The organism is Streptomyces olivochromogenes (assembly GCF_001514115.1).
GTDB lineage: Bacteria > Actinomycetota > Actinomycetes > Streptomycetales > Streptomycetaceae > Streptomyces > Streptomyces olivochromogenes.
This window is the reverse complement of sequence record NZ_KQ948488.1, coordinates 1-21,589: the sequence shown is the minus strand read 5'-3', so window position 1 is coordinate 21,589 and position 21,589 is coordinate 1. Positions and strand designations below refer to the sequence as shown.

The following is a 21,589-nucleotide window of genomic DNA, read 5'->3' as shown; positions in this document are numbered from 1 at the left end:
CGATGCCCCACCACGCCCTGGCCATCACCCTGACCCAGCCCCTCACCCCGGCCGAACTCCACCAGGCCACCCGCACGATGCCACTCGCAGCCAACCACGACGCCACCCACCTCCTCGCCCTGGTCCCCGCCAAAACCCCAAGCAAGGCCCTCAACCGACTACGCCACCAGATCAGCAGCCAGCTCCCCATCGACGTGATCACCACCCACTACCCCGACCCCAGCGGCCAGATCCTGCTCAACGTCGACTTCCCACCCGCCACACACGCTGCCCTCCAAGCCACCGCCGACAGCGCGGGACAACCACTCCGCCTCTACCTGCAACAGGCCCTCCAGCAGGCCCTGGCCCGACACACCAGTGCAGAGGCCGAACACCTCGACCGGGCAGTCCAGCACCTGCTCGCCGGCACCACCGCCCCCCACCTCCTGACAGCCATCGGCCGCGCTCTCACCCACGCCACCGGAGCCGCGCCGTGCTGACCCCCACCAACGAGCAGCAAGCCGCGGCCGACGCCTTCCACGCAGGCGAACACCTGGCCCTGCAAGCCGGAGCGGGCACCGGCAAAACCACCACCCTGGCCGAACTCGCCCACGCCACCTCGCGCCGCGGCCGCTACCTCGCCTACAACCGGGCCATCGCCCAGGACGCGCGCACCCGCTTCCCGGCCACCGTCAGCTGCAAGACCGCCCACGCCCTCGCCTACGCCGCCGTCGGCCACCGCTACACCCGCCGCCTCAACGCCCCCCGCCGCCCCGCCTGGCAGACCGGACAGGCCCTCGGCATCACCAAGGCCATCCGCATCGGAGAACGCGACCTGTCACAAAAGACCCTCTCCAACGCCGCCCTACGTACCGTGGCCCGCTTCTGCCACACCGCCGACCCCGCCATCACCCGCCACCACGTCCCGCGCCTGCGCGGCCTGGAAGACCACGCCCTGCACACCCAACTCGCAGCCCACCTCGTCCCCTTCGCCCGCAAAGCGTGGGGCGACCTCCAGCACCCCGACGACGGCGCGGTCCGCTTCGACCACGACCACTACCTGAAAATCTGGGCCCTCACCCGGCCCAAAATCGACACCGACTTCCTCCTGCTCGACGAGGCCCAGGACACCAACCCCGTCGTCGAACAGATCTTCCTCGCCCAGCGCAGCCACGCCCAGCTCGTCATGGTCGGCGACTCGGCCCAGGCCATCTACGACTGGCGCGGCGCCAAAGACGTCATGACCGGCTTCGACGGCACCCAGCTCGCCCTGTCCCAGTCCTTCCGCTTCGGCCCCCGGCTCGCCGAAGAGGCCAACCGGTGGCTGTCCATCGCCGACGCCCCCCTCCGCCTCACCGGCACCGAGACCGTGCCCACCGAACTCGGGCCCGTCACCCGGCCCGACGCCGTGCTGTGCCGCACCAACGTCGGCGCCATGGCCCAGGTCATGAACCTTCTGGCCAGCGGCTACCAGGTGGCCCTGGTCGGGGGAGGAGACAGCCTGCGCGCCCTGGCTCTGGCCGCCCGTGACCTGAAGCAAGGCCGCCGCACCACCCATCCCGAACTGGTCCTGTTCCCCTCCTGGGGCGACCTGCAGGACTACGCCGCCCACGACCCAGCCGGACGTGATCTACAGCCCCTGGTCGACCTCGTCGACACCCACGGCACCGACGCCATCCTCAGCGCTGTTGCTCAACTCGTCCCCGAGCAGCAGGCCGAGGTCACCGTCTCCACCGCCCACAAGGCCAAGGGGCGTGAATGGGCGCAGGTGAAAATCGCCGACGACTTCACGCCGCCCAAGGACAGCGACCAGCTGGACGACACCGGCCGCGCGGTGGCTGGCCCGATCGACGACGGTGAAGCTCGCCTCGCTTACGTCGCTGTCACCCGTACCCGCTGTCGGCTCGACATCGGAGGCCTGTCCTGGATTGAGGATCACCCTGCCGCACCCCTGCCGCTGTCACCGCGGGCAAGGGACGGGCACACGTAGACTTCGACTGACGGGGCCAGGCTGAATCGCCGGGCTCTGGGCCAAACGGCCTGCCGCTTGGCCCAGACCGTCTCAGCCCTCGACCGAGCTCCGCCCGCAGGCGGGCTATGCCTGATTTCGCAGGGACTCCAGTTCCGCACGCAGCGCGTTGTTCTCGGCTACCAGTTCGGCCTTGCTGCGCCGATCTGCGGGCGGTTGCCGTGTGGAGCGACTGGACATCAGGGAGCGGCTTTCCGCTGGGGGTTCGGCGGCAGGTCCCAGGGGCTCGAAGGCGACGATCACTGCGGGGTTCAGTCCGCATTCTGGGCAGCGTTCCTCGTCGCGGCCCCCTCCATCGGGCCGGGGGTTGTTCCGGTTACGGGTTGCCTCGATGACGTGTCCGCAGTACAAGCGCAGCCTCCACCGCTGCAGTTCCCACGGAGGAGTCGGAGGCCCGAGGGGCTGGCGCATCTCCTCCCAGTGCTTGTCTGACCAGGGAGGGGCCTTGGCAAGTTGGCGTTGAACCCACTCATGGACTTGCACAGCCTCTCGCTGCCGACGGTGGTCGGCCTTGGTCAGCTGGTAGTCCGCCAAAGGCACGCCGTGGCGTAGGTATTGACCTCCATACTGGTGACGGTAGGCAACGGGGGGATCGGTCTGGGACGAGCCTTCAGAAGTCCACCCGTTCGGATGGCCCGCTGGGCGCCTGCCGCTGGAGGGCGCACCGGCGCGGTGTACCGCAGCTCCCTCAGCTACGGTCCGCAACTGTTGCGTATCGGTCCCCGGGCTTCTGTATTCACTGTGCATCAGGTCCTGGCCCCGTAAGAGCGGTGGTTCCTCAGGTGAGGGAGGCGACGAGGGCTCGTAGGGGGTCGGCAAGTTCGGGGTGGTCGCTGCGGGAGCAGGACTGCAGGAGGTCAGCGGCGACAACGAGAAGGGCCGTGTTGCCGGCTGGGGTGTTCAGGATGGGTAGTTCCCGGCGGATCGTGGCGGCCGTGGCCGGGGCGAGGAGGGAGTAGGCGTAGAGCATGGCGGCGTCGTAGCCGAGAGGGGCGGCGCCGAAGCCTTCCCAGTCCAGGATGACGGGTTCAGCGGTGATGTTGGCGAAGTGGAAGTCGCCATGCGCCGTGGCCCAGTTGGTGATGTCTGGTGCGGGAACTCGGGCGTGCTGAGGGACGGCTCGCGAGATCCATTCCTGTCGCACGGCAACACGGGTGGTGCGGGTGGCGGCAATGGTGTCGAGGTCGGTGCGCAGGCTCGTCCACCATGCCGGGGCCAGGTCCAGTTCGGCACGCAGGACGGGCTCGGGTGAGCAGGCCGGGCCGGCGATGAATTCCGACAGCTCGGCGCGGAAGGCAAGGCCGCCGTAGTGCAGGTCGTGGAGGTCGTGGAGGGCGGGTTTGTGCACGGTGGGGAAGGCGGCCGCGGCCTCTGCGGTGCCGTCCCAGAGTTTCCCGTTCGCCTGGCTGGCCGGGGCGGAGATGAGGCGCAGCCAGCAGGCCCCGTGCTGCGGGTGGTGGGCCTGCTGGCCGAGGGTGCGGCCCTGGTAGCCCCACTGGCGGGGCCCGGTGACCGTGATGCCGAGGGCGTCGGCGGCGGCCGACTGGGCGGTCAGGGTGCGCTGTTCGTCAGTCGGGGTGGTGGGGGGCGAGTACATTCAGGACCTTCCGCAGGGTCTCGGCGGGCAGGGGCGGCTCGTCGAGGGCTGCGCGAGCGGCATCCCAGTGTGCCGGAGTCGAGGCAGACAGCAGCACTTTTGAGACGCCGGGGCAGGAGGCCACGGCCAGGAGGCAGGCCTGGGCGATGCTCAGCGAGGAGTGGAGCAGGGCGGCGAGTTCGGCGGTGGCCAGGGCTAACAGCTCTCCGCCGTGCAGGGGCGCAGAGGCATGTACGTCCCATCGCCGGGCGGCAGCGTCGGCGATCGGGCCGTGCCCGTCCAGCGCCGCAGCGAGCGCTGAGTCCATCACGAGACTGACCGGCAGCTGAATGGCCTTCAGATGATGTTGCGGACTGCCGGCCGCCTCGGTGGCGAGGCCGTCGAGGCCTTCGACGGTGAACAGCCGGTCACGGAACCCGGTCCAGGTCGCAACGCCGTACGAGACAAGGTGCCCGGCGGCTGCTTCCTGTTCGAGGACCGCAAAGGCATCCCTCAGGACCTGGCGGAGTGAGGCCTCGCCGACGCGCTCGGGATTGTGGAGAAAGACGGTCTCGACGCGGTCCCGGCCGAGTTCGTGCCGGTTGCGTTCCACCTGCCACCGGACGTACCGAGGGTGCAGGCTGTGGCGCATCCCGGGCGGGAGGACGCCCGCGGCCGAGACTGCTTCGCTGGTCTGCGGGGTGAGGAACCCGACCTTCGTCGCGACCTGCAGGCGTGGGTGTTCGACGAGGGTAGGGGCAAGGAGTGTTTGGGCGCGTCCGTGCAGGTAGTTCGGCGCGGTGTCCAGCCACGTAGTTTCGGAGGCGGCGGCGTACCGGACCGCGGTGGCCACGTCCCGCAGCCGGTACGTGCCGAGCGCCAGCGCGGCGGTCACCGGTGACCGGCCCGGACGCAGGCAGCCTGACCGTCCACCAGCTCACCCACTACGCCGGCTGCATCGGGCACGGCGAGGCTGGCGGCAGTCGCCAGATCGGCCAGTGTCCACCAGCCGCCTTCGAGTAGACGGCGCAGCAGCGATGCGGTGGCCGGGGCGAAGTCGATTTCCTGTCCGGCCGCGGTGAAGCGGATCACCTCCGCACCGTCGTCATCGCGGGCCTTGGTGAGCCGGGCTCGGCCGGTGGTCAACCGCACCGCGAGGTACGGATCCGCAGGGACGCCGTTGAGGAAGGGCAGAGAGGGGCGCAGTCGGCCGAGGTCTTCCGCGTCCCGGGCTGCAGCGAACCGCCCGATCAGGTCCGGCTCGTCCAAAGCGTCCAGCAGCAGCTTGCGCAGGGACTCCACATACGCCTCCTGGGCGCCGGGGCAGGCGTGCAGGGGGAGATCAGCTCGGACGAGGCCGTGGGTGCGTAGCCGCTCCGACAGCCAGCCGATCAGGTGGGCGCCGGTGTGCGGGCCGATTCCGCAGGTCAGGTGCAGGGAGGCGGTGCCTTGGTCGGCGGTGACCGCGTGCCACCAGCCGCGCGGCAGATACAGGACGTCGCCCGGGTTGAGAACGACGTCCGCGACCGGTGTCTCCGGTGGCGGCTCGGGGAAGGCGACGTCGTGGTGCATAGGGGCTTGCCGGGTCGGGCCGTACAGCCGCCAGCGTTTGGCGCCCTCGACCTGGACGACGATGACGTCGTGGTCGTCCCAGTGGATGCCGAATCCCTCGGTCGGGGTCCATGAGGCGTAGGCGTTGACCTGGATGCGGGTGCGCAGCCAGCTCTCCAGATGCTGAGCGAGGTCGGCGACGGGCTCGTGGAGTTCGTCGATCGCGTCGATCGCCAGGGAGGCGCCGCCGGACAGGCATTGGTGCAGTTCGGCCGGATGGGTGCGCTGCCACACCGTGTGCCGTCGTGTGGTGACGGGCACGGCGTAACGGTGCTGGGGGAGGACCTCGCCGTCGGCCGACAGACGCAGCCGTGGAGGCTCCAGCCGGTGCGAGGCGATCAGTTCGTTGAGAACGTCGAAGGAGACGAGGGAACCGGGGGCGTCCACGGCTTGGGTGACGTGGCGGTAGTCGCGGTGCAGCGACCGGGCCAGGAACCCGTCCTGGCCCAGCCGCTCCGCGATGGACACGATGGTCATCGCTTCAGATCGTCCTCGACTAGTCGTTACCGTCCGAGCGGCCGGTGCCGCCGCCGTCTGACGGCGTTGCCCCGCGGACCCGGGCGGCGTTGATCTGACGGCGGGCACGGACCAGCCCGCTGCCCGGCTCCGAGGACTGGGTGGTGGTGTGCGGCATCAGGAACCTCCTGAGACGAACCGTCCGGCTCACGATGGCCGGCTGCCCTCAGAAAACCGCCCCGACAGACCACCCCGATACAAGGCCGGGAGCATCCTCAAGCGACTTGCAGAATCCGCAAGTTCAGCAAAGACGAACAGCCTGCCCCGGCCCAGGCGGATACCGTGAATATCCCCACGCAGGGCATGTCCAGGAGGCTTGATGAGCATCCACGCCCTACCGCCGCATCCCGTGGTTCTGCCCGTGGTCGCAGTGGACTTGGGGGTGCTCATCCGCAGCCGCCGCAATGCCCGCCGACCCCGGATGACCCAGGCCCAGTTAGGCGCGACGATCGGCTACTCCGCGGCCTGGGTATGCCGAGTGGAGAAGAACGAACTGACCCCGCCCTGGGAGATCCTGATCCGCATCGCGCGCATCCTGACCATCACCCCGGAGGAACTCGGACTCGCCCCCTCCTCACCCGGGCGACCCGGACCGCAGGAAGCGGCAAGGTCGGCTCACCTGGCCCTTCCGGCCACTAGGGTGGCCCCAGACCAGGCCCCGGCGGACCAGGAGGACGACCCGGTGCGACGCAGAAACTTCCTTGCCGGAGCGGCCGGCCTCGGCGCCACCCTGGCCTCCACCGCCACCACGGCCGCTGCCGCGGACAGCAGCACCGCCACAGACCCCGCCGCAGCACTGGAATCCGCGCTGTTCCAGCCCCTCACCGCCGAGCCAATGCCCCTGGACCGGCTGTCCCTCGCGCTCACCGCAGCCCGCAGCGACTTCCGCGAAGCCCGCTACACGAGTCTGGGCGAGGAACTCCCCGCCCTGATCGCGGCAGCCGAGGCCACCCGCGACTCACTCAGCGGCACCCGCCGCGAGCACGCCAGCACGATCGTCGCGCGCGCCTACGTCCTGGCATCCGAACTCACCGTCAAGGCCCACTCGGACACCGCCTGGGTGACCGCAGATCGCGCCCTACGCGCCGCCCGCGAGAGCGGACAACCCGCCCCCGTGGGAGAAGCCGCCCGCGTTCTCGCCATCGCCATGCGCCGCTCCGGACGCGGACATACAGCCGTCGACCTGCTCACCCACACCGCCACCACCCTGGGCGCGGAACGGGGAACACCGGCACCGTCCGCGCTCGCCGTCCGGACCAGCCTGCTGCTGACCGCCGCGTACAGCGCCGCCGTCACCGGCGACCGCACCACCGCGCTGAACCTCGCCGACGAAGCCGACCAGAGCGCCCAACGCCTGCCCGCCGGCCCCGACGCCGGGCTGTTCACCGTGGACGCCAGTGCCCAGCAGTGCGCGCTGTACCGCATCGGCATCCACAACGCCCTCGGCACCCCGGACGAAGGCATCAGGTACGCCGACTCGATCAACCCCGCACGACTACCCACCGCCGAACGCCGGGCGCGCTTCTACACCGACACCGCCCGTATGTGGCACCAACTCAACAATCCACGGGCCACTTACGCCGCACTGCGCGGCATCGAACACCAGGCCCCCGAAGAAGCCTGCCGACCCGCAGTCCGCGCCCTCACCGCCGACCTCGTGTACGGCTCCGCCGCGCTCCCCGGCCTCAAGGAATACGCCGTTCGTACCGGGGCCGTCAGCGCCTGAGATCGGTCGGTGTCAAACACGGCTCATACGCGTGGGCGGCAGCTTGTCCCGAGCTGCTTGATTCGGCCGGTGATAGCCCGTGGGCTGAGGCCGGACATCCCCTCGGTGAGGCCACGCAGCGCAAGGCCGAAGCCTTCGCTGCTCCCGTCGGATTCACAGCGGCCGCCGCCGTCGCCAGCACATACGCCCGCTCAGCCCCTGCACCCCCCAGAGCGCGAGGCGCAAGCGGCTGAATTATCGGGGTTGCTGGCTACACGATGCGGGATCTGACCTGACACGGGGCAGCGGGCCAGGCGCTGACATCGTCTTGATGGTGGACGACCGCAGCGGCACCGGTCCAACCGTGTGGACACAGCGGGACGGCAACGTGTCCGATTCGGCTTGGCGGAACTGCAGCTCCTCGTAACGTGTCCACTGGTGTGAACACGCATACTGCAGAGGTGGTTCGGCATGGATCCGATATCGGTGGGGCTGCTGGCGGCGTTGGCTGGCGGAGCAGGTGGCGAGGCGGGCCGACAGGTATGGGCGGGCCTGAGTGCTCTGGTGCGGCGCCCGTTCCAGCGCGTCGAGTATGGAGCCCAGACTCCTGCGGTCAGTTCCGGGGAGGCAGAGGTGGCAGCGCTGGGACAGGCGCCAGCTGATCCTGCACGCGCCCAGGCACTCAGTACTGCCTTGGCGGTTCGAGCTGCGGTGGACTCGGACTTTCACGCCAGCCTGCAGGAGTGGTATGGGCAGGCGAAGCTGGTGCGCACGGGTGACGGCGACGTGAACAACACGATCAGCGGCGGCACGCAGAACGGGCCCGTGCTGCAGGGGAGGGACTTCTCCAGAATCTCGTTCACCACTCCGCCACCACCGTCGTCCTCCCTGGGGGACGGAACACCGCCGACGCGGGGCTGAGCGGCATGACCGAGACAGACACAGCAGGGGAAGGAGACACCGGAGCCGGGGTCCCGAACCTCATCAGCGGCGGCATCTTCTTCCACGCGGTAATCCAGGGGCGCGACATCACCGTGCAACTGCCCCCGCAGATCACCCCGGCGCTGTCCGCACTGCCCGCGGCCTCGCTGGCCTTCACCGGCCGTGACACGCACGTGGACCAATTGCTGGAGGGGCTCGCACCCCACGGGGGGCGGCAGCGGGCGTCGATGGTCACTGCGGTGGCGGGTCTGGCCGGTGTCGGCAAAACCGAACTCGTCGTACAGATCGCGGTGCGAGCCCTGCGGAAGCCGGGCTGGTTTCCCGGCGGGGTGCTCTTCGTGGACCTGTTCGGCTACGACACCGAGCGCCGTCTTACTCCGGAACGAGCTCTGGACGGCCTGCTGCGTGCACTGGGGATACCCGGCGAGCACGTTCCCACCGACTTGCAGGACCGCTCGCGTCTCTACCGCAGTGTGCTGGCTGCCTACGCCGAACAGAGCCAGCGGGTTTTGGTCGTCATCGACAACGCTTCCACAGTTGATCAGGTCCGTCCGTTGCTGCCCACGGATGGCATGACCGCGACCCTTCTCACCTCTCGCCACACTCTCGATGTGGACGCCCGCCTGCACGACCTGGACATCCTGGATTCTGATGCCTCGGTCGAGCTGATCCGGCAGGCTCTCTTTCAAGCCCGCGGCGACGGCGACACCCGAGTCAGCGAGGCACCCGAAGCGGCCGCTGCCGTCGCCCGGTTGTGCGCGGGCCTGCCACTGGCTCTGCGTATCGCCGCAGCCTTGCTCGCCGACATACCCACCCGTCCTTTGGCCTCCCTGGTCAACGCTCTGGAAGCAGCGCACACTCGGCTCGATCGGCTGCGCCGCGCGGACCGCGCCGTGCGCGCCGCCTTCGACCTGTCCTACCAGCACCTCGACGAGCAGCACGCCTCCCTTTTCCGCCTGCTACCACTGAACCCCGGCCCGGACGTCTCCACTGAATCCGCTGCCCACTTGATCGACGCAGACCATGTGCAGGCCGAGGAACTGCTGCAGGACCTAGCCCGCGCCCACCTGATCGAACCTGGGCGCATCTGGGGCCGCTGGCGGATGCACGACCTCGTCCGTCTCTACGCCGAGGAGCACGGACGGACACCTGGCGCGACAGACCAGGACACTGCTGCGTTGTCCCGTCTGCTCGACCACTACCAGACCACTGCACGTGGCGCTGACACCCACTTGAAGACTGAGCACGACAGCGATGTCTCGCTACGGTTCTCCGATCGTGAGCAGGCATTGGCCTGGTTGGAGGAGGAACGCCCGAACCTGATCACCACCGCAACCACTACTCCCGCATTGGGTTACCCGACCATCGCCACCTCCCTTGCCGATTCGCTGGCTCGGTTTCTGAGCCAACGCCGCTATTTCGACGACTTGATCACTCTTAACACCACGGCCCTGGCCGTCTACCGCGAGGCAGGCGATCTCAATGGCGAAACTATGATGCTGAACAACCTCGGATCAGCTCTCGCCCAGGCGCGCAGGTTCGAGGAAGCCATCGACGCGCACAAGCAAAGCCTGCCCCTCTGCCGACAACTTCACGACCGTGGCATCGAAGGCGCGGCGCTGCTCAACTTGGGCACGGCCTTGCAGGAAGCGCGCGGTTTTGAGGAATCCATCGTCGTCTTCCGACAGGCCGTCCAGGTTTTCAGCGAAATCCAAGACCGCCACGGCGAAGCCTTGGTGCTGAACAATCTTGGTTTCACCCTCGTATTGACACGCCATTTCGAGGAAGCCATCGTTGCCTGTTGGCGGGCTTCCAAGATCTTCGAAGCGACCGGTGACCGCCACGGCGAAGCCATGGCCCTCAACAATCTCGGCACTGCGCGGCTCGGGGTCCGACAGTTCAGTAGAGCCATCCGCGCACACACCCGGGCCGCGGCCTACTTCGAGGAAACCGGCGACCGCCACGGCGAAGGTCAGGCCCTGAACAACCTAGGCATAGCCCTGCGCAACGAACGGCGAATCGACGAAGCCATCAGCGCCCACCACCGGGCCGCGCATATCTATCGGGAGACCAAGGACCGTCACCGCGAAGGCCGTGCACTCAACAACCTTGGCACAGCTCTTACGGCGGCCCGGCGATTTGACGAAGCCATCGAAGCCCTTACCCAGGACCTGGCCATTTGCCATGAGACCGGTGACCGGCATGGAGAGGGCGGGACACTGAACAACCTCGGCGGCGCCATGCAAGGGGCTGGGCAGTTTGAGAAAGCTATCGACGCGCACACTCGGGCCGCCGCCGTCTTCCGGGAGACAGACGACCGCCACGGCGAAGGCCAGGCACTGATGAACCTCGGCACGGCCTTGGGCCACGAACGACGGTTCAAAGAGGCCATCAACGTCTATACACAGGCAGCTGCCGCCTTCGACGCGACTGGTGATAGCGACAGCAAGAGCAAGGCCTTGCACGAGAAGTCAATCGCACTTCTCACAGAGGCCAACTGGCTTGGAGGTGGCAGCCTCAGCACTGGGCCATGAACGAACACCCTCTGCTCAATCGCTGCGGCGGCGCGAACCCCGCCGACGGTGAGTTGGCACATCACCTCGTGCCCCTCTTCGTCGCCCGGCCCCCTTCGGGCTCCAGCCAGGACGGGGAGGGCGCGCCGAGACCCCGGTCGGTCACGCGCAGCACCAGCGGTCCGCTAGGCAACAGCCCCCAGCAGACTGGCCCTGTGGACCAGCTCCTCGTCCTGACTGGGGAGGATTACTCGAGGCAATGATGTTCGGTAGCACTCAAGAAGCTCTGATCATGTCCAGAGAGGTCTGGGCTTCGTTTAGTTCCTCGGCAAGGCCCAGGGTGGTAGCGAGCCTGACGGCTTCCTTCAACATCGAGATTGCGTGAGTTTGGCGGTTCAGGCTGGCCAGTGCCAAGCCCAGGAGCGTGAACGCCTTGACCTGCAGGATTCTTTCGTTTGTCCGCTCGAACACGGTGACTGCTTGGGTCCAGCATGAGACGGCATCTTCGAAGCGACCGAGTGAGAAGGCCAGGATCTGGGCTTTCGTCAGGAGAGCAGTGCCTTCCTGATGAGCATCGTCACTGACACGGAAAGCGTTGATGGCACAGTCGCATTTCTGCACAGCATCATGTGGTCGTCCCAGTTCGTCGAGCGCCAGCGCCATGGTGCACAGAGCGGTTCCCTCCTGCTTCCCATCGCCCAGCTGACCGAAGAGCCCTGCGGCTTCCCTCGCGTTCTCCAGAGCTTGGAAGTGTGCGTTCAGGTCCTGGTGGTCCAGCGAAAGGTTGTTCAGCACCGCCGCCTGTTCAGCAACGTCGCCCAACTGCTGCTGGAGAGAGAGGGCCTCCTGATGCACCTGGACCGCCTTAGCAGGGTGGCCTGTTTCACGCAGCACAGTTCCAAGACCATTGAGGATTTTTCCCCGCTCGGAGTGGTTGCCCAGTTTGGCGCACAGCCGCGCGGCGTGGGTGAACGCCGCCATGGCTTCCTCGTTGCGACCAACCTCGTTGTACGCGATCCCGAGGTTGTTTAGGGACTTCGCCCGTCCTTCGAGGCTGTCAAGGCGCACGGCACACGCTAGGGACGCCTCGTGGACTGCTACGGCTTCAGGGAAGGCCCGACACCGTTCCAGGTAAGAGTCCAGCGCCATGGCCAAACCGATCCCGGCCAAGGGCTGACCGGCCTCGAGGGCACTAGTAGCGGCTTCAACGAGGTTCGACATCTCCCATTCGAGCCACTCCAGGGCTGCAGTACGGCCAGCGAAACAAGCGGACGGCTGCGCCAGCCTCTGGGGCCCCAGATAGGTGTCGGCGTCCTGAGTGATGGCCAGGTAGTGAGCGTAGAGCCGCTCGATTCCGGCGGCGCGTTCGGCGCGGTGCTCGCCAGCGCGGCTGTGGCCATCGGCGTAGAGCCGGATCAGATCGTGCATGCGCCAGCGCCCCCAGACGGACCCGGAGGTCTCGATCAGGTGGGCGCGGTTCAGGTCCTGGAGGAGCTCCTCAGCGGTGAAGACATCCAGGTCGGCAAGAGCAGCTGTGCTCTCCGTCGACAGGTCGGAGCCGGCATTAATGGGGAAAAGGCGGAACAGCCGGACCGAAGCGTTGCTGAGGTGCTCGTAGGACAGATCGAAGGCGGCGCGCACCGCGCGGTCTTCCCGGCGTAGCCGGTCCAGTCGGGAGTGCTCTGCCTGCAGGGCTTGGGCGAGCGAGGCCAGTGGGCGGGTGGGGGTGTCGGCGAGCAGGGCGGCAGCGATACGCAAGGCCAGGGGCAGGCCCGCGCACAGGTCAGCGATGGCTGTGGCTGCTTCGGGGGCGTCCTGGACACGAGTCTCGGTGGGACCGCGGGACTGCAGTAGGGCCTGGTGCAGCAGGGCAATGGACGCGTCGGTATCGAGGACGTTCAGGTCGTGCAGACGGGCGTCGATATCGAGGGTGTGGCGGGAGGTGATCAGGGCGGCGGTCATCCCGTCGGTGGGCAGCAGCGAAGCTGCCTGGTCGGCACTGGAGGCGTTGTCGATGACCACCAGGATCCGCTGGCCCTGTTCGACGAAGGCAGCCAGCACGCTGCGATACAGTCGCTGCCGGTCATGCAGGCCGTTGGGGATGTGTTCGCCGGGAATGCCCAGAGCGCGCAGAAACCCGTCCAGGGCCCGCTCGGGAGAGAGCCGACGTTCGGGGTCGTAACCGAACAGGTCGACGAACAGCACTCCGCCGGGGAACCAGCCAGGTTCGCGCAGCGCGCGTACGGCGACCTGGACGACCAGCTCGGTCTTCCCAACACCAGCAAGACCTGCCACTGCCATCCGTGACGGCTGCGGTGCCACCGCTGTCGCCTGCTGCCGCTCCTCGCGAGGGACCAGTTCTCGCAGCAGTTCCTCCACGTGTGCCTGGCGTCCGGTGAAGGCGGGGGAGGGAGCGGGGAGACCGGACAGCGCTGGCGGAACCTTTGGGGGCAGCATCACCGTGATGTCGCGGCCCTGGATCACCTGTTGGAAGAACACCCCCCCGCTGATCGCATTGGACACGTTCCCGCCTTGGTCGGCCATGCTGCTCAGCTTTGCGTCGGCCGCGTGCCGCCTTCAGAGGCGGGCGAAGGAGGAGCAGAGGTGGTGAAGGACAATCCGGAGAAGTCGCGGCCCTGCAGCACGGGCCCGTACTGGGTGCCGCCGCTAATCGTGCTGTGGACGTCACCGTCACCGGTCCGCACCACCTTCGCCTGTTCATGCCACTGCTGCAGGCCGGAAGAGAACTCCGCATCGAACGCGGCTCGCACCGCCAAAGCTGTGCTCAGCGCCTGCGCACGCGCCGCATCCCCGGGCGTCTCCTGAAGTCTGACGAGCTCCGCCTCCCCGGAACTGACGGCTGGAGCCTGGGCGGATTCTCCATGACCACGGCCGAACGGGCGGCGCGCCAACGCGGTCAGATTTACCCAGGCCTGCCGTCCCAGCTCACCGCCGGCGCCGCCTGCCAGCGCCGCGAGCAACGCCACCGAAATCGGATCCATGCCGTACCACCCTCGCTATCTCTTGCTTGACCAGAAAAGGACACGCTATCGGCCTCGCGACCCGCCCCAGAAGATAAGTGCACTATTGGTAACTATGGTGTCCATGGGGCGGGATGCTACGGACCACCTGACGCGCTGCACCCGCCTCCCTGACGGCCCGTCGCATCTATGGGGACCTGACCCGTGGAAGCCGAGACAATGGATTCGGGTCGGGAGCAATCAACCAGGGGCGCGTGTGTTCGATGAGCGGCTGCAGCGGCAGCCGGCGCATGGCGCGGGGTGCAGCGCCAGCCCGTACTCGCGAGGCATCCTCGCCGAACGAGACGTCTCGGAACTACCTGACTACACCGAGACCGGGAGGATGGGGGATGGACGTCGAGGGCTGGGCGGAGATCCGCCGATTGCACCAGGTTGAGCAGAGGCCGAATAGGGCAATCCCCAGGCAACTGGAGATCTCACGGAACACGGTGCGGCGGACCTTGAACAGAGAGGTGGCGCCGGAGTACCAGCGCGAGCCGTGGGGTTCGATCGTGGACGCAGTCGAACTACAGGTCAGGGAACTGTTGCAGCAGTTCCCCGAGATGCCCGCGACGGTGATCGCGGAACGGATCGGCTGGAGCCGTTTCTATGCAGTGGTCTGGCGGCGGGTCCGTGAACCGCGGCCGACCTGATCGCGGGGCATCGACGGCTGCCCCGCGGGGCCTGAGGTCGCCCTCCGGCAGGGGCGCCTGCCATGCTGGGGCTGGCCAGCGGTTACGTGAGCACGCGGGGGACGGCCAGTTGAGTCCGACCCTGCCGGATTTGGGCGAGGTGCGCGCACGACATGGGGGACGCCGAGGTGCACAACTCGATCAGTGGTGGCACACAGATAGGGCCCGTGGTGCAGGCGCGTTTCGTCCACATAGATCTGCGTCGGGACACACCCGCTACGGCCCAGGTGGCGGGAGATGACGAGGAGCCGTGGGTCGCGGCTGCCGCCCGCTCTACCGTCTGGCATCACATCTCGGCAGCCCGGGGCACGGAAGCGGTCCGAAGACACACGCTCGCGCTGGTGGCCGCCCTCGCCGAGGTGCGTGATAAGGCTCTAGCCACACTGGCAGCCGACCCATGGCAAGACCCCGGGATGGCGGTGCGTTTCGCCGAGCGGATGGAGTGGCTGCTAGGTGAGCCCGACCCGGAGGACCCGCTCGATCTGTACCCAGCCGAAGCCGCTCTGCTTGTACTCATACCGTTCCTTTACCGCGCGAACTGGCAGCGTACGACGGCTCGTTGTGCGCGAGTTGACCCTACGCGGCTGGAATCCGCACGCGGCGCGGACGCCGACCGGCGCTCCTTCGAGGCCTTCGCGGCGAGCCACGAGCGGCTCCTCAAACGAGCGACGCTACGCCCCGAAGCCGCGCCCGCGATCGGTTGGTGGCTGTTCCACCGATGGATGCTGAGTGAGGGCGGACACGCGGATCCTGACTCTGTACGGGAGCTCCTGGTCTTGATCGGCGAGCCAGCGCGGGCACTGGGGGAAATCCTGCATCCGTCCCGCGTGGTCAACCTGCTGCACGCCGTCCGACGTGGCCCCGACGTCACCAACGCCGAGTTCCTCGACCGCCTGCCTGCTGAGGACCGGGTACGAGCCCCCGGGCACCAGTTTGTCCGTGACCGCAGACTCGCGCTATTGGCAGCCCTCGCCTACGGCACCTGCGCGGAGATAACCACCCTGCCAGACATTGTCGTCGAGCACCTCGGCATACCCCACCCCGTCGACCTCGGGCAGCTTCGCGACACCGTCCAGCAGGCCACCTGGGGTGGCAAGGCGGCGCTCCCCACACTCAGAGCCGAATGCCACCACGAAGCTGTGGTCGAGGGCCTGCGGCAATACACCGCTCGCGCCGACGAGATCCTGCACCAGGTACACCGTGCGGCCCAGGAGCGGATCACTCACCCCATGCCGGTACTGCCCACACGCCTTTCAGCGGACGATGTGAGCCCGGCGGAGGGCGCCTTCGACGGCTGGGCCGGATTCCGCCTCGACGAGCGCCGCATCCGCGAAATCCTCATGGGCGTCCAGTTGTACAAAGACCGCGATCTCGCGGTGCGCGAGCTATACCAGAACGCGCTGGATGCGTGCCGCTACCGCCGCGCGAGAACGCAGTACCTAGACCAGACTTCGAAGACGGGAGCGTCCTACACCTACGACGGACTCATCACCTTCACGCAGGGCACCGACGCTGACGGACGCGCCTATCTGGAGTGCCGGGACAACGGCATCGGCATGAGCGATGCGGAACTACGCGGCGTCTTCTCACAGGCAGGCGCGCGGTTCGCGGAACAGGCCGACTTCAAGCTTGAGCACGCGACATGGAGCGAGCTGAGCCCGCCGGTGAGGTTTTACGCAAACAGCCGCTTCGGCATCGGAGTATTGAGCTACTTCATGCTGGCCGACGAGCTGACCGTCACTACCTGCCGCATGGGCCTCGACGGCACGCCTGGACAAGTCCTCAGCGCCTCGATCCACGGTCCCGGACACCTCTTCCGCATCGTCACCGTTGCCGACCGCGGCGAGCGCCCTGGCACGTGCGTGCGCCTCTACCTGCATGACGACGCCGACCGGTCCTGCGTCGACGTACTAGAACGAGTCCTAGGCGTCGCGGAGTTCACCACCACGGCCATGGACGACACACGTTGTTCCGAGTGGCCCGCAGGCCAACTGCGCACGAGGAAGCAGCCAGCGGGGGAGCGTTTCGGGTTTGAGGCCCACGGGGCGCGGGCTGCCTGGGCCGCCGCCCCCGAAGGCGTTCAGGTGACGTGGACCCAGTATGGGGGCGCGCTACTGGTCGACGGTCTTGTTGTTCAGCCAGCCCACCGTACGGGGATCCTGTCGACTGCCGACTCGGGGCTGACCGGCGTGGTCGTGAACCTGATTGGCCCCTATGCCCCCGCCCAGCTCTCAACCGACCGAGCTGAGGTGCTCGACAACGTCGCCCCAGCCCTCCACGATCTGCTGACGCGGGCCGCCGACGCCCTGGTCGCAAGCGAGCATCAAACGCTGCCTGAGTACTCCTGGATCTGCCGGATCGCCCACCGGAGCGCACCGCTGGCCGATGCCTTGACGCAAGCGGCGATGCGGGCTGGCCGACGGGTGAGGTACGGGGAGGGGGCGACGCTCGATATCGGGCGGGCCGGCATCCTTCCGTCGGACGCCGATATGCTCCTCGGACAGCGGTCTAAAGAACGGAAGGCAGCGACACCATGGGAGTTCAGCGGTAACCCGCCCGACCACATCTACCTTTGGCGCCTGCTTGCACACGACCGGACGGACGACCTGCGCGAACTCGCAGAATTCTGCCCGGAATTGATGCAACCACGCCCACTCCTTGCTGCACTACCATCAGACCAACTGCTGCTGTGCTACAAAAGCAACGATGACGCGTACTGGTCCTGGAACCGGCGTGAATTCAGACAGCGTGAGGCGGTGGAGCAGATCGGCGTGTCGGCCGACGCCGCGGCCCGCCGAGCGGCGTTGCTTCGAGACCATGACCTGTGGCCAGAAGGTCTTCAGCCGGGGGCGGCGAACTCATCGGAGAACCTCGCCCTGTTGGCCGACGGCCTGGGAGGCTCCCTGCGGCGCGATGCGAGCCCCACAGTCACACGGCTGGTGTACGCATGCGCCAAGACCGGCCAGGCACCTCAGGAGATTGCGACAGTCTGGCGAGACCACGGACTTGTAGTGCCCGACTCCGTCGTCACGCTGGCCATTGCAGGCATGGACGACGACCTCCTAATGCAGGACTCCAGAGAAGGGACGTTTAAGTGGTTCGGCCCCGACGAAGCCGTTCCGCCCGGCCGCCTCGCGCAGGCCAGTATCGAACTCGGCCTCGATGTGCCCGAAATCTGCGAGCGCTACCATGCATATGGCCTTCGCACCGACCATGCCGGCCTGCCTGACCGTCCCGTCTCCCAGACTGTCACACTCCTGCGCGAGTTCTGCGACGACGAGCGCGGAGGCTGGCTGACACGCTTTCGCGACATACCCCCGGCCCAAGTGCTGCTAGCCGCAGAAGAGCTTAAGGTGTCACCGACCGAGGCACTGCGGTGCTACCAGGACCTGGGGTTTCCGGAGCCGCCATCCTTCCCACCCGACGCGACGGTCGACGACCTCGCCCTCTTCGACGACGGATACGGTGGCAACCCCCCGGAGTACATCCCGCCCGGCCCATTCCCTTACCAGCTGATCCTTGAAACAGTCGACCAAAGCCGCCCCCTTCGCTCCGTGATCAGCCGACTTCAGGAGTACGGATACGACATCCCCCTGCACGTCCCCAAAACCCCCGACCAACTCGATGCTGCACTCCTCAACCCCTCCGGGCCGTGCTCGTGGTGGGGTGTATCAACGGGAGACATGATGCCCTTCGCGCATTTGGTCGCAGCCTCACGTGATCTACTCCGCCCGCCCCGGGAACTTGTAGAAAAGATGGAGCAGTACGGAATTCCTGTATCCTCCAAAGATTTCCCCGAGGGGCTCTCTGCTACTGTCGGTTTCGAGCTGCTTAAAAGGGGGACCTACGACGAGGGATATCTTTCGGCGGAGTCCAGGCTGTCGCTGCAGGACCTCCTCAAGCGCGCTCGGCAGATGAACGTCCCATTCGGTCAAATCGTCGACTGGCTGACCCAATTGGGCATCCCCGTCCTCGACGTCACCGAGACCTTGCGTCGAGCACTCTCCCAGGTGCCTCGTCCGACGTAGGAAAGGCCATCGCCAGCGATTTCGACCATCTCCTCAAGACTGGCTCCGCACCCACTGTGGCCGCAAACGCTGCCCTTGCCGATAACCTCATCCGCCCTGGTCAGAGCCCGTGTGCCGTGATCTTCGTTCCGTCGGATGCTGAGGCCGACGCAGTGCTCTGGCGGAGATGACGATCACCTCGGCATGATGGTCGCTCGTGCTGTTGAAACTCGCCTACCTGAGCGTGACCAACATGTTCGCGATGCTGCGACTGCTGCCGGTGAGCACCCGGGACAAGGATGTAGAGATCCTGGCTCTACGCCATCAGATCACCCTGCTGCAACGGCATCTGAACGGGCAGCGAGTCCAGTTCGCACCGGGGGATCGGGCGTTCCTGGCGGCGCTGCTGCATGCCCTCCCGAAGGAGGCGCTGCTCCGTATGCGGTTGCTGGTGCGGCCGGACACGATCCTGCGTTGGCACCGTGACCTGGTCGCCCGCCGGCATGCCGCCCGATCCCGGCCCCACCGCGGGGGGCAGACCCCGCACCGTCCGCTCCATCCGGGCCCTCGTACTGCGCCTGGTCCGTGAGAACCCGAGCTGGGGGTACCGGCGCGTGCACGGCGAACTGCTGGTACTCGGAGTGAAGGTAGCCCCGTCCACGGTCTGGGAGATCCTCCAGGACGCCGGCATCCCGCCGGCCCCCGAACGGGCGTCGAGCACCTGGTCGGACTTCCTGCGCTCCCAAGCGGACGTCCTTCTGGCGTGTGACTTCTTCGAGACCGTCACCTTGTCCGGAGCGCGGTTGTACGTCTTCACGGTGATCGAGCACGCCAACCGGCAAATCCGGGTCCTGGGCGCCACTGCGCATCCCACCGCGGCCTGGGTGACCCAGGTCGCGAAGAACCTCGTCATGGACCTCGAAGACGCCGACTGCCGGGCAAGGTTCATGATCCGGGACCGGGACGGAAAGTTCCCCGCACTGTTCGACACCATCCTCACCAACGCCGGCATCGAGGTAGTCCTCAGCGGCGTGCGAATACCGCGCATGAACTCGATCATGGAACGGTGGGTGCAGACCTGCCGCCACGAACTCGTGGACCGCACCCTCATCTGGAATCATCACCACCTGCTCCGCGCGCTGAGGGAGTTCGAGCAGTTCTACAACGGGCATCGACCGCATCAGGGCATCGCCAACGCCCGCCCACTGCACCCATTGCCCCCACCGATCACCGATCCGGGGCAGATCGCCCGCCTCGACATACGAAAACGCGACCGACTCGGCGGCATCCTCCACGAGTACCAACATGCCGCGTGACCTGTACGGACGAAGTTTTCGGCAAGGACAGCGCTCATGTCCGCGGAGGCCGACGCCCTCTGCAATGCCGAATACGGGCAGGTCAGTGACGAGAGAGTCAACCAGCGCAACGGCTATCGCCCCTGCGGCACGCGGGCTGGCACCGTTGAACTCGCCATCCCCAAGCTTAGGTCCGGGAGTTACTTCCCGCACTGGCTTCTCGAACGCAGACGGCGTGCCGAGCAGGCCCTCATCTCGGCGGTGGCCAACGCCTATCTGCTGGGAGTATCCACTCGCCGGTTCGAGAAGCTGGCCGAGTCCCTTGGTGTCACGCAGCTGTCGAAATCGCAGGTCTCGGCCATGGCCCGGCACCTGGACGAGCGGGTCAGCGCGTTTCGCAAACAGCCGCTGGACACCGGACCGTATGCGTTCGTCTGGGTGGACGCGCTGACCCGGCGGTGCAGGGTGCGGTACACGCGGCGCCGCTGTGTCGGCGGCAGTAACGGTCGAAGTCACCCATCCTGGGGCTACCGTCCGCGGACGGCGGCGCCCTGAGAGACGAAACTCCGCGCGCGCTGAGGGAGACTGGCGGCCTTCAGCGCACTGTATCTCCCGCTCGCCACAAGTTGGAACTTGACACCCTCCCGACTTTCGGGGTGTTCGTAGCCGTCGGGGAGGAACCGCCGGTAGTGCTCGCTGGCGCGTTCGAAGAACTGCGGGCGCTCGGAACGGGAGAGACATCCCTCGAGATTGAGAAGGAAGAGGTAGTGACGAATCATGCGAGTGAAGAGAAAGGGAGCCACAACGTCCAGGGCGTCGCGCTCCTCGAGCAAGTCGAAGCTCTCTTCGTACCGGCCGAAGACGTCGAAGTGGGTGCCGTCCGGTGAGCCTGCGGGGTGTTGAGTGTGCCGACGACGGATCTGGACGCAGTTCCATTTCAGGACGGCGACCCGGTCGGCGGCGAGCATGGCGCGGTGGACGACTGGGACCTCCTCGTGGAGACCGTCAGGGAACGCGAGTTCCTGCCGGATCCACAAGTCGCGGCGGATCAAACGGTCCCAGGAGTAGGCGGGAGCACCGAACAACTCGGGCTGGTCGATCGAGGCGAAGGGCTCACGTCCCTGCCGGGCAAGCAGGCCGGCGGCGGCACCGGGCCACGAGCGGCCGCGATGGAGGCGAGTGTGCCCGAAGAGAAGAACATCCGGCTCGTCTGCCGATTGCAGCTGATCGCCCATCGCCTGAAGCGTTTCACCCCCGAAGATGTGATCGCTGTCCAGGAACAGCAGGTAGTCACCGGCGGCGCGCTCCGCCCCCGCGTTGCGTATCCGGCCGATGCCGACGACGCCCGTCAGCCGAACGACCGAGACCCGCCCATCGCGCCGAGCATAGTCATCCACCAAGTCCGCAGGGCATTCGGCAGACTGGTCCAGGACCGCGACAACCTCCACGTCCCGGGAGGACTGGTTCAGTATCGAATTCAGGCAGACCTCCAGCTGTCCCTGAAGGTCGTGCGCGGCGACTATGACACTGATCATCGGGGAACCGAGCATAGTGATCGAACATAGGTGGACAGCTCACAGCGCGACAAGCCCCTCGGGCACCCAGTGCACAGCCAACATACAACTCGCTCACCTGAGGCCTCGGAACCGTCACCTGTCCCACACACCTGGCGAAGCTCTGTTCTAAGAGGCCGCGCAGATAGGC

Annotated in this window: 14 protein-coding genes and 2 pseudogenes; 9 read left to right on the top strand and 7 right to left on the bottom strand. The window is 67.1% G+C overall.

From position 1 onward, the window contains the following. Window positions 1–2 precede the first annotated feature (2 nt). Together AQJ27_RS48070 and AQJ27_RS48065 are read left to right on the top strand one after the other, a co-directional pair. Window positions 3–479: a hypothetical protein gene (locus tag AQJ27_RS48070; RefSeq protein ID WP_425275292.1), complete on the top strand. Its 477-nt coding sequence runs from the start codon at window positions 3–5 to the stop codon at window positions 477–479. After that, the gene (locus tag AQJ27_RS48065; RefSeq protein WP_067384715.1) at window positions 476–1,969 is read left to right on the top strand and encodes a UvrD-helicase domain-containing protein; all 1,494 of its coding nucleotides are present in this window, start codon (window positions 476–478) and stop codon (window positions 1,967–1,969) included. The genes AQJ27_RS48070 and AQJ27_RS48065 overlap by 4 nt, the downstream gene beginning before the upstream one ends. Before the next feature lie 817 nt (window positions 1,970–2,786). Here the strand turns inward: AQJ27_RS48065 and AQJ27_RS48060 are convergent. Genes AQJ27_RS48060 through AQJ27_RS57710 form a run of 4 tightly spaced genes read right to left on the bottom strand, consistent with a single transcriptional unit; the run spans window position 2,787 to window position 5,829 of the window. Then, window positions 2,787–3,605 (bottom strand): phosphotransferase, encoded by an 819-nt coding sequence (locus tag AQJ27_RS48060; protein ID WP_067384600.1) that lies wholly within the window; start codon window positions 3,603–3,605, stop codon window positions 2,787–2,789. Further along, complete coding sequence (locus AQJ27_RS48055; RefSeq protein WP_067384597.1) at window positions 3,577–4,479, bottom strand: aldo/keto reductase; 903 nt, start codon at window positions 4,477–4,479, stop codon at window positions 3,577–3,579. Before AQJ27_RS48055 ends, AQJ27_RS48060 begins: the two co-directional genes overlap by 29 nt. After that, a complete protein-coding gene (locus AQJ27_RS48050; protein WP_067384594.1) occupies window positions 4,476–5,672 on the bottom strand; it encodes a cupin domain-containing protein in 1,197 nt (398 codons plus the stop codon). The genes AQJ27_RS48055 and AQJ27_RS48050 overlap by 4 nt, the downstream gene beginning before the upstream one ends. Before the next feature lie 19 nt (window positions 5,673–5,691). Beyond that, entirely contained in the window at window positions 5,692–5,829 is a 138-nt protein-coding gene (locus tag AQJ27_RS57710) for a hypothetical protein (protein WP_167552159.1), read from the bottom strand. A gap of 201 nt (window positions 5,830–6,030) precedes the next feature. Between AQJ27_RS57710 and AQJ27_RS48045 the strand changes: the two genes are divergently transcribed. From AQJ27_RS48045 to AQJ27_RS48035, 3 genes are all read left to right on the top strand, one after another. Then, window positions 6,031–7,437 carry a helix-turn-helix transcriptional regulator gene (locus tag AQJ27_RS48045; RefSeq protein ID WP_079065865.1) on the top strand — a complete coding sequence of 469 codons (1,407 nt, stop codon included), beginning with the start codon at window positions 6,031–6,033 and terminating at the stop codon, window positions 7,435–7,437. 450 nt (window positions 7,438–7,887) lie between these two features. Next, window positions 7,888–8,337, top strand: a complete 450-nt coding sequence (locus AQJ27_RS48040; RefSeq protein WP_067384591.1) for a hypothetical protein — start codon at window positions 7,888–7,890, stop codon at window positions 8,335–8,337. A gap of 5 nt (window positions 8,338–8,342) precedes the next feature. After that, complete coding sequence (locus AQJ27_RS48035) at window positions 8,343–10,892, top strand: tetratricopeptide repeat protein (protein ID WP_067384589.1); 2,550 nt, start codon at window positions 8,343–8,345, stop codon at window positions 10,890–10,892. 255 nt (window positions 10,893–11,147) lie between these two features. On the opposite strand, the gene AQJ27_RS48030 is transcribed toward AQJ27_RS48035, so the two are convergent. After that, window positions 11,148–13,415, bottom strand: a complete 2,268-nt coding sequence (locus AQJ27_RS48030) for a tetratricopeptide repeat protein (protein ID WP_067384587.1) — start codon at window positions 13,413–13,415, stop codon at window positions 11,148–11,150. A gap of 5 nt (window positions 13,416–13,420) precedes the next feature. After that, window positions 13,421–13,873 (bottom strand): hypothetical protein, encoded by a 453-nt coding sequence (locus AQJ27_RS48025; protein WP_067384584.1) that lies wholly within the window; start codon window positions 13,871–13,873, stop codon window positions 13,421–13,423. A 368-nt stretch (window positions 13,874–14,241) separates the two neighbouring features. Between AQJ27_RS48025 and AQJ27_RS48020 the strand changes: the two genes are divergently transcribed. The 4 genes and pseudogenes from AQJ27_RS48020 to AQJ27_RS48005 form a co-directional block, all read left to right on the top strand. After that, a complete protein-coding gene (locus tag AQJ27_RS48020) occupies window positions 14,242–14,544 on the top strand; it encodes a hypothetical protein (protein WP_067384581.1) in 303 nt (100 codons plus the stop codon). A 152-nt stretch (window positions 14,545–14,696) separates the two neighbouring features. Continuing rightward, window positions 14,697–18,611 (top strand): wHTH domain-containing protein, encoded by a 3,915-nt coding sequence (locus AQJ27_RS48015; RefSeq protein WP_067384579.1) that lies wholly within the window; start codon window positions 14,697–14,699, stop codon window positions 18,609–18,611. Window positions 18,612–18,807: 196 nt separating this feature from the next. Next, window positions 18,808–19,906, top strand: a pseudogene (locus AQJ27_RS48010) (integrase core domain-containing protein). Window positions 19,907–19,936: 30 nt separating this feature from the next. Continuing rightward, a pseudogene (locus AQJ27_RS48005) lies at window positions 19,937–20,350 on the top strand (transposase); the annotation flags it as partial. A gap of 62 nt (window positions 20,351–20,412) precedes the next feature. Here the strand turns inward: AQJ27_RS48005 and AQJ27_RS48000 are convergent. Then, the gene (locus AQJ27_RS48000) at window positions 20,413–21,420 is read right to left on the bottom strand and encodes a glycosyltransferase family 2 protein (protein WP_159064638.1); all 1,008 of its coding nucleotides are present in this window, start codon (window positions 21,418–21,420) and stop codon (window positions 20,413–20,415) included. Between the last annotated feature and the right edge of the window lie 169 nt (window positions 21,421–21,589).

What these genes read in the sequence shown, in the direction of transcription:
- AQJ27_RS48070 (WP_425275292.1), top strand. Translation starts at nt 3, where the DNA reads ATGCCCCACCACGCCCTGGCCATCACCCTGACCCAGCCCCTCACCCCG.
- AQJ27_RS48060 (WP_067384600.1), bottom strand. Translation starts at nt 3,605, where the DNA reads ATGTACTCGCCCCCCACCACCCCGACTGACGAACAGCGCACCCTGACC.
- AQJ27_RS48050 (WP_067384594.1), bottom strand. Translation starts at nt 5,672, where the DNA reads ATGACCATCGTGTCCATCGCGGAGCGGCTGGGCCAGGACGGGTTCCTG.
- AQJ27_RS57710 (WP_167552159.1), bottom strand. Translation starts at nt 5,829, where the DNA reads ATGCCGCACACCACCACCCAGTCCTCGGAGCCGGGCAGCGGGCTGGTC.
- AQJ27_RS48045 (WP_079065865.1), top strand. Translation starts at nt 6,031, where the DNA reads ATGAGCATCCACGCCCTACCGCCGCATCCCGTGGTTCTGCCCGTGGTC.
- AQJ27_RS48040 (WP_067384591.1), top strand. Translation starts at nt 7,888, where the DNA reads ATGGATCCGATATCGGTGGGGCTGCTGGCGGCGTTGGCTGGCGGAGCA.
- AQJ27_RS48035 (WP_067384589.1), top strand. Translation starts at nt 8,343, where the DNA reads ATGACCGAGACAGACACAGCAGGGGAAGGAGACACCGGAGCCGGGGTC.
- AQJ27_RS48030 (WP_067384587.1), bottom strand. Translation starts at nt 13,415, where the DNA reads ATGGCCGACCAAGGCGGGAACGTGTCCAATGCGATCAGCGGGGGGGTG.
- AQJ27_RS48025 (WP_067384584.1), bottom strand. Translation starts at nt 13,873, where the DNA reads ATGGATCCGATTTCGGTGGCGTTGCTCGCGGCGCTGGCAGGCGGCGCC.
- AQJ27_RS48020 (WP_067384581.1), top strand. Translation starts at nt 14,242, where the DNA reads ATGGACGTCGAGGGCTGGGCGGAGATCCGCCGATTGCACCAGGTTGAG.
- AQJ27_RS48015 (WP_067384579.1), top strand. Translation starts at nt 14,697, where the DNA reads ATGGGGGACGCCGAGGTGCACAACTCGATCAGTGGTGGCACACAGATA.
- AQJ27_RS48000 (WP_159064638.1), bottom strand. Translation starts at nt 21,420, where the DNA reads ATGATCAGTGTCATAGTCGCCGCGCACGACCTTCAGGGACAGCTGGAG.